The sequence below is a fragment of the Kitasatospora sp. NPDC008050 genome, assembly GCF_042957465.1.
Lineage (GTDB): Bacteria > Actinomycetota > Actinomycetes > Streptomycetales > Streptomycetaceae > Kitasatospora.
Genome location: NZ_JBIBIJ010000010.1, coordinates 170,374 through 184,581, shown reverse-complemented (window position 1 = coordinate 184,581; position 14,208 = coordinate 170,374). Strand labels below are relative to the sequence as shown.

Below are 14,208 nucleotides of genomic sequence, written 5' to 3'. Positions count from 1 at the left end.
AGCGCCCGCTCGGGGCGGTCGTCGCGCAGCAGCATCGAGCGGCGGGTGGCGAACTCGGCGTTCGCCCGGTCGTAGTCGTCGGGGCGGCCGATATCCAGCCAGTAGCCGTTGAACTCGTAGGCGGCCGGCGGGGTCTGGGCGGCCAGCAGATCGAGGACCAACTCGTCGAAGCCGAGCGGGAGTCCGGGCGTGTAGTTGGCCAGCGCGGCCCGCGAGACGCCGTAGACGCCCATCGAGACGCGGTAGTCCATGCTCGGCTTCTCGCGGAAGGCGGTGATGCTGCCCTGCTCGGTGGTCAGTACCCCAAAGTCGATCTTGACCTCGCGTGCGTAGGTCGCGATGGTCAGCGGTGCGCCGGCCTCCTCGTGGTGCCGCAGCACCCCGGCGAAGTCCAGGTCGGTGAGGATGTCACCGTTCATCACCAGGAAGTTCTCGGGCAGCCGGTCGAGCATGGTCAGAAGCGGACCCATGGTGCCGAGCGGGGTGTCCTCGACGGCGTAGCCGACCCGCAGGCCCCACTGCGAGCCGTTGCCGACGTAGGCGCGGATGATGTGCCCCAGGTGCCCGATGGCGAGGGTCACGGTCGTGAAGCCCGCGGCGGCCAGTTGCCGCATCACGATTTCCAGAATGGCGTGCTGGTCGCCGATCGGAACCAGCGGCTTGGGCAGGGCGGTGGTGTAGGGCCGAAGCCGAACGCCCTTGCCCCCGGCCAGAATCACTGCGTGCATGGTTGGTCTCCCCCAGGAAGTCGAGGTGGACGTGCTCAGACGGAGTTGACGTGGACGGGCTCAGACGTTGTAGATGTCGGTCTTGTAGCGGGCCAGGTTGGCCGGGTCGCGGAAGAACGCGATGGTCTTCTCCAGCCCCGCCTGCAGCGAGTGCGCGGGCGCCCAGCCGGTGGCGGCGCGCAGCCGGCTCGCGTCGGCGACCAGGCGCATCACCTCGGAGTTGGCCGGCCGCAGCCGCTGGGTGTCCTCCCGGACCGTCAGCTCGACCTCCATCAGCTTGCCGACCAGGGTGACCAGGTCGCCGACCGAGATCTCGCCGCCGGTACCGGCGTTGAAGGTGCGCCCGACCACGGCCTCGGCCGGCGCGGTGCCCGCCGCGTGGAACGCGGCGGCGGTGTCCTTGACGAACAGGAAGTCACGGGTGGGGCGCAGGTCGCCCAGGGTGATCTCACGGGCCCCGGCGGCGATCTGGGCGATCACGGTGGGGATCACCGCGCGCATCGACTGGCGCGGCCCGAAGGTGTTGAACGGCCGCAGGATCACCACCTGGGCGTCGAAGCTGGCGTGGTACGCGTCCGCCAGCCGGTCACCGCCGGCCTTCGAGGCCGAGTACGGGGACTGGGTGTTGATCGGGTGGTCCTCGGTGATCGGCACGGTCTGCGCGGTGCCGTAGGTCTCACTGGTGGAGGTGTGCACCATCCGCGGGATGTCCAGGTGGCGCACCGCCTCCAGCACGTTGAGGGTGCCGTTGACGTTGGTGTCGATGTAGGAGTGCGGGGCCTGGTAGGAGTACGGGATGGCGATCAGCGCGGCCAGGTGGTACACCGCCTCGGTGCCCTTGACCAGGCCGTTCACCGAGCCGGGGTCGCGGACGTCACCGAGCACGATCTCCACGGAGTCCAACACGTCCGCGTCCAGGGTCTCCAGCCAGCCGAAGGAGGAGAAGGAGTTGTACTGGACCATGGCCTTCACCCGGTGCCCGTGGGCGACCAGGTGCTCGACCAGGTGCGAGCCGATGAAACCCTCGGCCCCGGTGACTGCGACAGTGTTCATCTGGGAGAACTGCCCTCTCTGAGTGGTGGGATGGCGCGGTGGCGGTGCTGGTGCAGCGGTGCTGGTTCAGCGGTGCCGGGTGGTGCGGCCGAGGACGATCACGGCCAGCGGTATCAGCAGCACGGCGGCTGCTCCGCAGCCGTACAGCTGGAGTTCCTGCGGGTCGCCGCCGGTCAGCAGGGCGAGGACCTCGTACCCGGCCGCCGCGAGGCAGAGGCCGGCGGTGCGCCAGGTGACCGAGAGGGCCTGCAGCAGCAGAGCCGTCCACAAGGTGGCGGCGAGCAGCAGCAGGTCGGTCAGCTGGGTCGTACCGATCGGGGGTGTGTGCGCCCACAACGCGTCGGCGCCCAGGGCCAGCCCGGCCACGACGAGCAGGTAGCCGAGCAGGCAGCCGGCGAGCACCAGCGCGGTGCGCCGGCGGAAGGCCGCGGGGCTGGCACTGGTGCGCAGCGCCGCGGTGGCCAGGCTGCGGTAGCGGTAGAGCAGCCACTCGGCCAGGCCCAGGCTCAGGGTGAGCGCCACCAGGCAGGGCCCGGTGGCCGAGGGGGCCGGCGCGGGGCCGGTGGCCCGGACCGCGTGGTGCAGGGTGGGACCCAGCCCGGAGATCATGGTCAGCGTGCCGACCGCCAGCCCGAACAGCCCGGCGGCGCCGGTGACATGCCAGGCCGGGCCGCCGCGCCCGCTGCCGCCGGGCTCGGCCAGGCAGAGCCGGAGCTCCCAGCCGGCCAGCCCGAGCGTGCCGGCCAGGGTGGCGAGCAGGATCACGACCTTGACCCAGCTGGGCAGCTGGACTTCGAGGACCAGTCCGGCGCCGACCGCGGAGGGCGCCAGCGCCGCCAGCAGCAGCCGCTCCTTGCCGAGCACCAGCAGCGCGGTCGCCGCGCCCAGGTAGCCGGACTGGCCGATGGTGAAGAGCAGCGCCGCCAGCGGCCCGCCCAGCACCCAGCCGACGCCGGCCGCGAGCACGGCACCGACCGGGGCGCCCAGTGCCAGCGCCCGGGCGGCCGAGCGGCGCTCGCCCAGGCTCAGCCAGCCATAGGCGCGGTACGCCAGCGCCTGGTTGAAGGCCCAGCTGAGCAACGTGGCGGCGGCCAGGGCGGCCATGCCCGAGGGCATGCCGAAGCGCGTCCGGTGGGTGTTGAAGAAGTCGGCGCCGAGCAGGTAGCCGAGCCCGGGCAGCGCGAAGACCAGGCCGCGCACCAGGCACCGCCACGGGTCGGCCCGCCAGGGGTCGGCGCCGGCCGAAACCGGCCCCGGGTAGCGGCGGGCGACCTTGTCGAACAGGTCCTCGGCCAGGGTGAAGGAGTCGGGGCGGCCGTAGACCAGCGCGGCCTGCTCGTCGGTCAGACCGTCCGACTCCAGGAACGCGGCGATCTCGTAGGGGTGGACCGCGTCGGCGCACAACTCGGCCAGACGCTCGGCGAGTTCGTCCAGCGGGTCGGGTGAGATCTCGGGGGTCGGCTGGTCGGCGGGCCCAGGGCGGCGGCGCGGCACGGTGCGCAGCCGCATCGCCTCCTCGGCCCAGCCCGGGGTCCCCTCATCGGGAACGAGCCTGAGAGGCCCACTCATGTGCCCACCTCTCCCCCGGCCTCGGCGGCCGGGGGGTGCCCCCACCGCTCGGCGGCCGCTGAGTGGAACACGCCGCCCTTCATGATGAGCTCGCTTCGCTCGCTCATGCCGCACCCTCCGCGGCGGGCTGGAGCTTGGCCGACTGCCCGGCTGCGCCCAGCAGTTCGGCGTAGATGCCGCGGAAGCCGTCGATCGTCTGTCTCAGGGTGAACTGCTCGACCACTCGCACCCGGGCGCCGGCGCCCATGGTGGCGCGCAGCTCCGGGTCGCGCAGCAGGGTCAGCGCGGCCCGGGCCATCGGCTCCGGCTCGCGCGGCGGGACCACCAGACCGGTGTCACCCACCGCCTCGCGCACCCCGCCGACGTCGGTGGAGACCGTGGCCCTCCCTGAGGACATCGCCTCGATCAGGGTGAACGGGAAGCCCTCGCTGATGCTGCTGAGCATCACGATGCTGCCGGCCGCGTAGGCGTCCTTGATCTCCTCGACCCGGCCCTCGAAGACCACCGAGTCGCCCAGCCCCAGCTCGGCCGCGAGCTTGATGCAGCCGTCCCGGTAGCCCTCCGCGCCGCGCGCGGTGCCGCCGAACAGGCGCAGCCGGGCCTCCGGTATCTCGGCCCTGACCAGGGCGAAGCAGCGGATGAGGGTCTCCAGGTCCTTGATCGGGTCGACCCGCCCGGCCCAGCTCATGGTGGGCAGCTCCGGTTCGGGCCCGGCGGCGGGGAAGAGGTCGGGGTCCACGCCGTTGTAGACGGTGCGGATGTTGGCCGAGGGGGTGCCGCCGCGCTCCTCCCAGCGCCGGTTGTAGCGGTTGCCCGGGGTGACCAGGGCGGCCCGCGCGTAGCTCTCCTCGGCGAGCATCCGGTAGAAGCCGAGCAGCAGCGCCTTGACCGGCCAGCGATAGGGCCCGGTCCGGTAGCCGAGGTAACGTTCCCTCAGGTAGATCCCGTGCTCGGTGAGCAGGAACGGCACGTTGTGCTGCTGGGCCGCGATCAGCCCGGGCAGGGCGGCCAGCCCCCCGCTGACCGCGTGCGCCACCCCCTCGGTGGGCACCTCGACGGCCAGCGGGCGCAGCGCGTGCTCCAGCAGGTCGGTGGCGTGCAGCGCGTCGTGCAGGCTCGGTTCGGCCTCGGCGGTCGGCAGGTAGGGCCGCCGCCAGACCTCCTGCAGGGTGCGCAGCGCCCCTTCACCGCGCAGGGCCGGGCCGAGCAGGCCGCGCCGGGCGAAGTCGGCGAAGCCGTAGAGCTCGGTGCCGAAGTGCGCGGCGTAGACCGGGTCGAGGATCGAGTGCAGGAACCGCTCGTAGGCGTCCAGGAAGCGGCGCAGCTCGCGTCCGCGCGGCGCTCTTCCCGGGGCGGGCGGGCCCCAGAGCGGGGCGGTGGTGACGGAGCGGACCCAGGGGGGCAGCTCCCACGCCAGGGGTTCGCTGCCGGTACCGGTGACCGCGATGACGTCGAACTCCACGTCGGGCATGCCCTGGACGAGCTGGTCGCACCAGACACTGACGCCGCCGTGCGCGTGCGGATACGTCCCCTCGGTGAGCAAGGTGACACGCATCTTGCTTCCCTTCCCCCCAAATCGGCTGCGCCCGGTGGCGGCCGGGCGCAGCGCAGGTACGGGCTCGCGCGGGGTCGCCGCGGAACCCGTACCGCCGCGTTGTGGTGCCGGTGGTACGCGTGGTGCTGGTTGTTCTGGTCCTACCGGTGGTGCCGGTGGTGCCGGTCGCCGCTCACTTGCTGCTGGTCGGAACCAGCGACGGCGACTTGGTGCGCTGGGTGTTGCCCGGTGCGAGCGGGACGGCCTTGGCGGTGCCGGCCGGCACCGTGGTCCTCGGTGCCTTGGCGGTCTTCTGCGCCGCGGTGGCGGCCGCGGCGACCGTGGCGGCCGGCGCCTTGACCGAGCTCGGCGTGGCAGCGGTGGCCAGCTGGAGCGTCACCGAGCCCTGGAACGGACCCGGGGCGACCCAGCCGGAGAGCGTGCCGGCGTAGGCGGTGCCGAAGGCCGAGCTGCCGAGCAGCTGCTGCTGGGTGGTGCCGGCCGGCATGGTGGCCTCGACCTGCACCCCGGCGGGCGCCTGCACGGTGACCGTGTTGCCGATCCGGTAGGCGGTCACCTTCCCCGCCGCGACCGCCGCGCTCCAGGCGGAACGTTGCTGCAGCTCGGTGCCGATCTGGCTCTCCCGCATGTTCACCATGGGGGTGTTGGCCGCGTAGAGGCTCTTGTAGGTGCCGAGGATCGAGTTGAGCACCGGGTAGGCGATCTGGTCCTCGGCGAAGTTGGACTGGTGGATGAAGTTCGGCCGCGGGTCGTTGTTCGTCACGTAGCCGAGGTCGATCTTGGTCTGCATCGGCACGATGTACGAGGCGTAGCCGGTGGTGGTGTCCAGCGGGGCCGGCAGGCAGGTGGAGTTGCCCGAGGTCTCGCAGATGCCACTGCCGCCCTGGGCCTTGCTGGTGTAGATCCAGTTGTACTCGTCCACCTCCTCGTTGGTGTGGCCCGCGTTGTAGAACACGTTCATCGGGTACCGCGGCACGGTCAGCGTCGAGGAGCCCACCGCGCGCTGGTTCGGCTCGCGGGAGGCGTCCGAGGCGGTCCACCTGATGCCGTCGGCGGCCAGCGCCGGGGCGAGGTTCGGGTTGTCGGTGGGCTGCTGGGGCAGCGTCACCAGGCCGGAGTGCTCACCGGTGATCAGCTCGGTCGGGTCGGTCGGCAGGCCCTGCTGCCTGGCCCAGGCGGTGTTCTCCTGGACCTCGTTCTGGATGGTGGCCTGGTCGACCCAGACGTCGCTGCCACCGGCGTTCGTGGTGCACTGCCACGGCACCACGGTCACGTTCTGGACGCAGCCGAGGAACGGGTGGTCCCAGGTGTGGTTGATGAACCGGAACGAGCTGGAGTTGGCCTTGAAGGCGTTCAGCAGCGGGTCGGTGGTGGTGTTGTTGTCCTGCTCCCAGTCCGACACGCCGCCGCCGTTGAAGGCGAAGTCGACGGTGAAGTTGTTGGCCTTCTCCCACGCCACCAGGGAGTTGACGTCGGAGGGGGTCATCCGGATCGGGTCGGTGTCCGTGTTGTCGCTGCCCGGCGGGCAGGTGACGTCACCCGGGGTGCACTTGAGCGTGGTGTTCCAGCGGTCGTCGGAGAGGAAGAGGTCGTCCACGTGGACCGCGAAGTAGTTGCGGTCGTAGCCGAGGTGGACGCCCTGGGTCAGCCAGTCCACGAAACCGCGGGCCAGCAGCCGGTACTGCTGCTGGTACTGGTTGTAGACGAAGGTGACCACCAGCTCCTTGCGGCTGTCGTGGTCGTACTCGCCGACCAGCGAGCCGCGCTCGCTGGTGCCCGGGATCGGGGCGTCCACCAGCGGGGTGAAGGAGGCACCGGTCGGCAGCGAGGCCAGCGGGGTGGCCAGGTAGCCGTAGCTGGTGGAGACGCCAGGCTGGGGCTGCTCGAAGGGGACGCTACCGGTCAGGTAGTCGAAGGGGCCGCTCAGGCCGGCCTGGGTGACCGCGCCCCGGGTTCCGTCCAACGAGCCGATGTAGCCCGGGTTCTGAGCCCAGTTCAGCCCCACGTTGGGGTTGGCGTAGGTGTAGGCGTCGATCTGGCGGATGCCGAACGTGGCCTCGTAGGAGGCGAGCGTGGTCATCTCGGCTGAACCGGCGCCGAAGGGGTTCTCGTTAGGTAGTACGACACCCTGGAACTTCGCCCGCGGGGCACCGTTCACGGTGTCGCTGAGGAAGGCCGGGGTGATCGTCGCACGGTTGGGGTCGGACAGCTTGAGCACGGTGTACGGGGTGCCCTCGCCGGCCAGTTCGGCGGTGATCGCGGCGGTGGCGGGACCGCCGTCGTCGACCACCAGCACGGTGAGGTCGATTCGGTTCTGCGGTGCGGCGAAGGCAGTGGTGGTCTGCAGGCCTGCGGCCAGCAGACCGGCTGCCGCGCAGGCGGCAGCACGACGGGTCGCTCGACCCATGTTCGGTGTTCCTCCCTGAGAAGGGTGGACTGCCCCCGCGTCCACCCCTGTGACCTTGATCAACCCCCAGCGCCGGAGACGGTCGACCGTGCTCGGCGCTGCGGACCATGGTGCGGCAGAACTATCTGCTTTTTACGCCGGTTGGGTGAGAGTGCAGCGAATCTGTCAGAGACGTTCACTTCCGAGCCACGTTGGTCACCCGTTAGTCGTTAAGGTGGCTTTAAGGTGGCATAAAACGATCAGATCATGACAATTTTCGTTTTATGAAGATGTCTCACCTGTCGGAATATGTCGTATACGGTCACCGCACGGGTGCGCCCGGCTGCTCACCGGGGCCGCGAGCTTCGTACCCTTGGTCGGACCACGACCGTCAGCAGCGCAGGAGGAACCCGTGACCGAGCAGCCCGAGCGGACCGGCACGGCCGCCGCCGAGGAGTTGGCCGCGCGCAGCCTGGGCCTGACGGGCGCGGTCAACGCCCGTGACCTCGGTGGCTACCGGACCGTCGACGGGCGGGTGCTGCGCTCCGGCGTCGCGCTGCGCAGCGACGGGCTGAACCGGCTCGCCGAGCAGGACCTGCCGGCCTTCGCCGCACTCGGCGTGCGCCACGTGGTCGACCTGCGCAGCCTGGACGAGGTCCGCGAGGCCGGCCCGGACCGGCTGCCCGGCCTGCCGGTGGCCGACATATCGGCCGTGGAGCTGTCCGCCGAGCCGCTCCGCGTCAGCGCCGCGGACCCGGACGGCATCACCCTGCACCACCTGCCGGTCTTCGCCGCCGACTTCGACATCTACGTCGCGCTGCGCGACGCGCTGGCCGACCGCGACCCGGTCAAGCAGCACGCGCTGCTCGGCGACGGGCGGGCCGCGCAGATCATGGTCGGCCTCTACCGCTGGTTCGTCACCGATCCGGTGGCCCGGGAGCGGTTCGCCGCCGTGCTGCGGCTGCTGGCCGGCCCCGACAGCCCGCCGGTGCTCTTCCACTGCACCGCGGGCAAGGACCGCACCGGCTGGACCGCCGCCCTGCTGCTCACCGCGCTCGGCGTCGACCGGGAGACGGTCTACGAGGACTACCTGCTGACCAACGTGCGCTCCGCCGCGATCGTCGAGCACATCGTGGACAGCTTCGGCACCCGCGGCCTGATGGCGGACCCCTCGCTGCTGCTGCCGATGTTCACCGCCCACCGCGAGTACCTGGACGCCGCCTTCGCCGAGGTCGAGTCCGGCTGGGCGGGCTTCGCCGAGTTCTGGCGGCAGGGCCTGGGCCTGGACGAGGCCGTGCTGGCCGGGCTGCGCAAGAACCTGCTGGGCGACGAGGGCAACTGACCGCGCGGGGCGGCGCACGGTTCGGCCCGGCGCCACCCCTCACCGGGATCGGCGCTACCCCTCGCTGGTGAGGCCCTCGCGCAGCTGCGTGAGGGTCTTGGTCAGCAGCCGGGAGACGTGCATCTGCGAGATGCCGATCTCCTCGCCGATCTGGGACTGGGTCAGGTTGCCGAAGAAGCGCAGCATGATGATCCGCCGTTCCCGCGGCGGCAGCTTGGCCAGCAGCGGCTTGAGCGACTCGCGGTACTCCACGCCCTCCAGCGCCAGGTCCTCGTAGCCCAGGCGCTCGGCGAGCGGCCCGTCGCCGTCCTCCTCGCCGGGGGTGGAGTCCAGCGAGCTCGCGGTGTAGGCGTTGCCGACGGCCAGGCCCTCGACCACGTCCTCCTCGCTGACCCCCAGGCACACGGCCAGTTCGGCCACGGTGGGGGAGCGGTCCAGGCGCTGGGCGAGCTCGTCGCCCGCCTTGGTCAGGGCCAGGCGCAGCTCCTGCAGCCGTCTCGGCACCCGCACCGACCAGCTGGTGTCCCGGAAGAACCGTTTGATCTCGCCGACCACGGTGGGCATCGCGAAGGTGGGGAACTCCACCCCGCGGTCCGGGTCGAACCGGTCGATCGCCTTGATCAGGCCGATCGTGCCGACCTGGACGATGTCCTCCATCGGCTCGTTGCGGCTGCGGAAGCGGGCCGAGGCATAGCGCACCAGCGGCAGGTTCAGCTCGATCAGGGTGTCGCGCACGTACGCGTGCTCGGCGCTGTCAGCCGACAGGGTGGCCAGGCGCCGGAAGAGCGAGCGGGACAGGGTGCGGGTGTCCAGACCGGGCGATGTCGCCGCTGCCGCTGTCGCCGCTGCCACCGCTGCTCCAGCCTGCGGCGGCGCCGTGGCGGCCGCTGCGGGCACGGCCTGGTGCGGCAGCTGCGCCGACGGCTCCGGAGCGTGCTCGGCGACCGCCGTACCACCGTGGATCTCTGTGCTGCCCAGCTCTGCGGACATGCACCCACCCCCTCGTGACTGGTCCAACGGGAGCCTCCACTCGGCGGTTCCCGGTACGCGCCGAGTGATCGGCACCCCCCACCGCTTGCTTACCGGAACATCGCCCCCGGCAAACCCCGACATCGCGAGTTGTCACGCCGCGGTAACGCGCAGCGACCCGCGGCCGGGGCTCACTCCTCCCAGGAGTTACCGGTGCGCAGCCTGGTGAGGATGCGCGCCAGGAGGCGGGAGACGTGCATCTGGGACATGCCCAGTTCGGTGGAGATCTGGGACTGCGTCAGGTTGGCGAAGAAGCGCAGTATGACGATCCGGCGCTCCCGCTCGGGCAGCTGCACCAACAGGTGGCGCACCATGTCGCGGTGCTCGACGTCGGTCAGCGCGGAGTCCTCGTAGCCGAGCCGGTCGAGCAGGGCCAGGCCGCCCTCGTGCTCCTGGGCCGCCTCCAGGGAGGCGGCGTTGTAGGCCCGCCCGGCGTCCAGGCAGGCCCGTACGTCCTCCTCGGGGATGCGCAGGTTGGCGGCGATCTCCGGGACCTTCGGGGTGCGGCCGTGGGTGACGGTCAGCTCCTCCATGGCACCGCTGACCTGGACCCAGAGCTCCTGGAGCCGGCGCGGGACGTGCATGGTGCGCACGTTGTCGCGGAAGTAGCGCTTGATCTCGCCGAGGATGGTGGGCAGCGCGTAGGTGGGGAACTGCACGCCGCGGCTGGGGTCGAACCGGTCGATGGCGTTGATCAGGCCGATGGTGCCGACCTGGACCACGTCCTCCATCGGCTCGTTGCGGCTGCGGAAGCGGGTGGCGGCGTAGCGCACCAGCGGGATGTTGACCTCGATCAGCGCGGCCCGCACCTGCTCGCGCTCGGGCGCCTGGGCGGGCAGCTCGGCCAGCCGCTCGAAGAGCACCCGGGTCAGGGTCCGCACGTCGATCGGCCCGGTCCCGCCGAACGGCTCGGCGGGCTCGGGCGACTGGGAGGGCTGCGACGGCTCGGGCGGCTCGGGTGACTCGGGCGGCCCGGGTGGCTCGCCGGGTGGCTCGGGCTCGGGGCGCGAATCGGCACCGGGTCCGCCCGTGCCGGTGTCCGGCGTGTCGTCCTGGATCCGCACGGACGTGTCACCCTCCCTTGGTTCACCACCTCGGCCTGCCCGGCAAAATCGGTCATAGCATCACAAGACGGACGCCATCCGTTCAAGCACCCGCCGGACGCGTGTTGGTGGTCCGGCGCCGACAGCGACGCGGCCCCCCGCGCCGCGACGGGCTCGCCGGGAGCCGTTGCGATGCGGGGGGCCGTTGGATCGTGTGGATACGACCGAATTGGCGGCGGGTCGCTCAGACCTCGAAGTCCGCGACCACCAGGGTGGCGATCTGCCGCCACAGCTGAGCGGCCGCGACATGCTCCGGATGGGTGGCGTAGGCCTGCAGCGCGGCCTGGTCGGCGACCAGGCTGTTGATCGCGTAGTCGTAGGCGACGTCGCGCGGGCTGACGTTCCACCCGTGCTGCCACTCGCGCAGCTCGGGGATCTGCTGGTCGAGCCCCTCGAAGGCCTTGGCGGCGGCGAGCGCGCGGTCGTCGTCCTTGGCGATGCCTTCGTTGAGCTTGAACAGGACCAGGTGGCGGATCACCGGGCACTCCTATCTCTCGTCGGGGTCACTTCTCGGCGTGGCTATTTGATCAGACCGGTCATGAAGGCCCCGATCGACCTGGCGGCGTCCGAGATCCCGACGAACCCTGACTGGACCAGCTCGGCCGCGCGGGCGGGCGAGTGGATGATCGTGTACACCACGAAAATCAGCAGCAGATACATGCCGATCTTCCTTGCCTGTGCCATCGGAACCGCCCACCTCCGCCGTCTGCTCCGGCCCCGCACCCCGCCGTCCCCCGGCCGGGCGTCAGGTCCCCGACCTGACGCGGGGTCCGATGCGCAGCTTATCCACCGGATGGCGCAATAGGTGTGCAACGCGTTCACCCGGCGGGACGAAGGTCCCCGGGGCTGAGGTCCTTGTGCGGATGCCCGGGGCCCGGTCGCGCGGCAGGATGGGAGCTGTACCGACGATCTGGCAGGAATCTGCGGTACGTGGATCCGGAGTTCCCCGCTGTGGGACCGGGCGCCGTGGTATCCCCCGCGTGGCGCCGGTTGTGGGACCTCCGCCGGGGGAGCGGTCCGTCCCCCCGGGACCGCTCCCCCCACCTCATCCTTCGGAGATTCCCCCCTCGCAGACGCCCCCCTCAGATGTGCTGGGTGAAGCGCACCCCGGCCTCCGGGACCAGCCCCAGCTCCGCACCGGTCACGGTGCTGACCAGCTCGTGCGGCTCGCCGGCGACCGCGTGCTCGGCGCCGTCCTCCTGGAGCGGGGGCAGCCGCACGGGGGTCACGGCGCCTCCTGAACGGCCGGGCGGAACACGTGGGTGGCGGTGTCGCGGTCCAGCCGGTAGGCCGCCGCGACCAGTTCGAGGGTGGCCAGGCCGCCGTCCCGATGGCTGCCGGGGCGCTGCAGCGCGGTGCCGAAGGCGGTCAGGATGCCCTGGTACTCGTGCCAGAGCGAGGCCTTGAAGCCGGTGTGGCCGGCCAGCAGGTCGGCCCGCAGCACCCGTCCGTCGGCCAGGGTGACCTCGATGTCCTTCAACTCGCCCGGGTACGACCAGTCCAGCTCGACCTTGGCCCGGCGCGGCGAGGGGCCGTCGGTGATCAGGTCGATCACCGCCTGCCGGTCCAGGCCCGAGCCGTCGCGCTCGATGGCCGCCCGCACCACGCTCAGCCCGGTGTCCCGGAAGAGCAGCCGGACCAGGTCGAAGGCGTTCGGGCCGTTGTCGGCCACACAGCCGCCGCCGCAGCGGGCCGGGTCCAGGTACCAGCGGTCCGGGCCGACGTGCTCCTCGATCTTCTCCAGGTAGCGGACCCGGATGCTGCTGATCGGCGCGCCCGTGCAGGCCGCGGCCAGCTCCAGCGTCTGGGTGTTGTAGCGGCGGTGGAAGGCGGTGAAGAGCGGCACCGAGCGCTCGGCGGCCATCGCGGTCAGTGCCCGGGCCTCGGACACCTCGATGGCCAGCGGCTTCTCCACGCAGATCGGCAGACCGGCGGCCAGCAGGTCGCGGCAGAGCGCGGCGTGCGCGTCGTTGGGGACGGTGACGATCACCCCGGCCAGCTCCCGGTGGGCGGCGAGCAGCTCCCGGTGGTCGCGGTAGGCGGGGATGCCGGCCGCGCGCGATTCGGCCAGCGCGGCCTCGTCGCGGTCGCAGACGGCGGCCAGGGCGAAGGACGGGTCGGCCTCGATGGCGGCCAGGTAGAACTTGGCGATCACGCCAAGGCCGATCACGGCCAGCGGGCGGGGGCCGGTCATGGGGTTCCTCCGATCGGCTTGGGGGCGGTCAGGCCGGTGGCCTGGGCCAGGTCGGTCAGCTCGGCGAACCGGGCGGGCGAGAGCCGCACGCCCTCGTGCAGCTGACGTGCCGCCAGCTCGCCCTCCGGGTGGCCCGGGTAGCTCACCGGATGGGCGGGATCCAGCGGCGGGCAGTCCAGCAGGGAGCCGAAGAGCACGGCCGCCTGTCGGTTGAAGTCCGCCCCGTCGCGCAGCGCGCCGGGGTCGATGGCCAGTGCCAGGTAGCCGATGTCGTCGTCCCGGCCCACCGGGCCGCCGTCGCCGGCCAGCGCGGCCGGTTCCGGGCCGAGCCCCGCGCCGGCCAGCAGCGCGCCGAGCACCTCGACCACCAGGCCCAGCCCGTACCCCTTGAACGCGCCGGTCTCCGGACGGCTGCCGAGCCAGAGCAGGTGCGCCTCGCCCCGGTCGAAGGCGCCGGGGTCGGTCACCGGGGCGCCGTCCTGGTCGGCCAGCCAGCCCGGCGGGACCTGCTGTCCGGCCCGGGCGGCGGCCCGCACCCGCCCGGTGGGCACCGCCGTGGTGCTCATGTCCAGCACGAACGGGTGCGGCCCGCCGCTCGGGGCGGCCACCGAGAGCGGGTTGGTGCCGAGCATCGCCAGGCGTCCGCCCGGCGGCCGGGCGATCCGCTGCCGGCCGCAGTTGGCGGCCAGCAGCCCCACCAGGCCGCGCCTGGCGGCCCGCCGGGTGTGGAATCCGGCGCAGCCCAGGTGGGTGGCGCCGCGCACCGAGACCAGCCCGATGCCGTGGCCGGCGGCCCGCTCGATCGCCAGGTCCATCGCGGCGGAGGCCGACCAGAGGCCGAGCGCGCGGCGGTCGTCCAGCAGCACGGCGGCGCCCCGGTCGGCCAGCGGCTCGGGCTCGGCCGTGGCATCGGCCCGGCCCTCGTCCAGCAGCGGGAGGTAGAGGCGGGTGAGGTTGACCAGGCCGTGCGAGGTCAGCCCGGTCAGATCGCCGTAGCAGAGCGCCTCGGCGGCGGTGGTGGCCCGGGCGGCGGGCAGGCCGCGGCCGGTGAAGACCTCGGCGGTGAAGCGCAGCAACTCGGGATAGCGGACCAGGACGCCCGGAGCGGCGACGCGCGGTGCGCCGATCCGGGCGTCATCGCCTTCCAGATGCGTGGGGGGTGTGGCCAGTGGGGGCGTCAGCGGCATACGGGACGGGCCTCCTGGGCGGGACGGGGCAGCGGGGGTGCGGCGGCTTCGGTGGGCGTGGT

General features: G+C 72.1%; 12 protein-coding genes and 1 pseudogene. 1 reads left to right on the top strand and 12 read right to left on the bottom strand.

Annotated features, from left to right (window positions below; all coding sequences use genetic code 11):
• Positions 1 to 23: 23 nt before the first annotated feature.
• From ACFZB9_RS21315 to ACFZB9_RS21295, 5 genes and pseudogenes are all read right to left on the bottom strand, one after another.
• Positions 24 to 728 (bottom strand): annotated as a pseudogene (locus ACFZB9_RS21315) (NDP-sugar synthase); the annotation flags it as partial.
• 60 nt (positions 729 to 788) lie between these two features.
• The gene (locus ACFZB9_RS21310) at positions 789 to 1,781 is read right to left on the bottom strand and encodes an SDR family NAD(P)-dependent oxidoreductase (protein ID WP_391449312.1); all 993 of its coding nucleotides are present in this window, start codon (positions 1,779 to 1,781) and stop codon (positions 789 to 791) included.
• A 66-nt stretch (positions 1,782 to 1,847) separates the two neighbouring features.
• On the bottom strand, positions 1,848 to 3,350 hold the full coding sequence (locus ACFZB9_RS21305; RefSeq protein ID WP_391449310.1) for a hypothetical protein: 1,503 nt from the start codon (positions 3,348 to 3,350) through the stop codon (positions 1,848 to 1,850).
• A 103-nt stretch (positions 3,351 to 3,453) separates the two neighbouring features.
• Positions 3,454 to 4,905, bottom strand: a complete 1,452-nt coding sequence (gene pelF / locus ACFZB9_RS21300) for a GT4 family glycosyltransferase PelF (RefSeq protein ID WP_391449308.1) — start codon at positions 4,903 to 4,905, stop codon at positions 3,454 to 3,456.
• Positions 4,906 to 5,077: 172 nt separating this feature from the next.
• Positions 5,078 to 7,312, bottom strand: a complete 2,235-nt coding sequence (locus tag ACFZB9_RS21295) for a hypothetical protein (protein ID WP_391449306.1) — start codon at positions 7,310 to 7,312, stop codon at positions 5,078 to 5,080.
• Positions 7,313 to 7,703: 391 nt separating this feature from the next.
• Here ACFZB9_RS21295 and ACFZB9_RS21290 point away from each other — a divergent pair, with 391 nt between their 5' ends.
• Entirely contained in the window at positions 7,704 to 8,633 is a 930-nt protein-coding gene (locus tag ACFZB9_RS21290; RefSeq protein ID WP_391449304.1) for a tyrosine-protein phosphatase, read from the top strand.
• Between the two features lie 54 nt (positions 8,634 to 8,687).
• On the opposite strand, the gene ACFZB9_RS21285 is transcribed toward ACFZB9_RS21290, so the two are convergent.
• The 7 genes from ACFZB9_RS21285 to ACFZB9_RS21255 form a co-directional block, all read right to left on the bottom strand.
• Positions 8,688 to 9,623: an RNA polymerase sigma factor SigF gene (locus ACFZB9_RS21285; protein WP_391449302.1), complete on the bottom strand. Its 936-nt coding sequence runs from the start codon at positions 9,621 to 9,623 to the stop codon at positions 8,688 to 8,690.
• A gap of 170 nt (positions 9,624 to 9,793) precedes the next feature.
• Entirely contained in the window at positions 9,794 to 10,720 is a 927-nt protein-coding gene (locus ACFZB9_RS21280; protein WP_391449528.1) for an RNA polymerase sigma factor SigF, read from the bottom strand.
• A gap of 229 nt (positions 10,721 to 10,949) precedes the next feature.
• Entirely contained in the window at positions 10,950 to 11,243 is a 294-nt protein-coding gene (locus ACFZB9_RS21275; protein WP_391449300.1) for a Dabb family protein, read from the bottom strand.
• A gap of 41 nt (positions 11,244 to 11,284) precedes the next feature.
• Positions 11,285 to 11,449: a hypothetical protein gene (locus ACFZB9_RS21270; protein WP_391449299.1), complete on the bottom strand. Its 165-nt coding sequence runs from the start codon at positions 11,447 to 11,449 to the stop codon at positions 11,285 to 11,287.
• A gap of 398 nt (positions 11,450 to 11,847) precedes the next feature.
• The gene (locus ACFZB9_RS21265) at positions 11,848 to 11,994 is read right to left on the bottom strand and encodes a hypothetical protein (protein ID WP_391449298.1); all 147 of its coding nucleotides are present in this window, start codon (positions 11,992 to 11,994) and stop codon (positions 11,848 to 11,850) included.
• On the bottom strand, positions 11,991 to 12,959 hold the full coding sequence (locus tag ACFZB9_RS21260) for a Gfo/Idh/MocA family protein (protein WP_391449297.1): 969 nt from the start codon (positions 12,957 to 12,959) through the stop codon (positions 11,991 to 11,993). The genes ACFZB9_RS21265 and ACFZB9_RS21260 overlap by 4 nt, the downstream gene beginning before the upstream one ends.
• Positions 12,956 to 14,146: an Ldh family oxidoreductase gene (locus tag ACFZB9_RS21255; protein WP_391449296.1), complete on the bottom strand. Its 1,191-nt coding sequence runs from the start codon at positions 14,144 to 14,146 to the stop codon at positions 12,956 to 12,958. Before ACFZB9_RS21255 ends, ACFZB9_RS21260 begins: the two co-directional genes overlap by 4 nt.
• Positions 14,147 to 14,208: the final 62 nt, after the last annotated feature.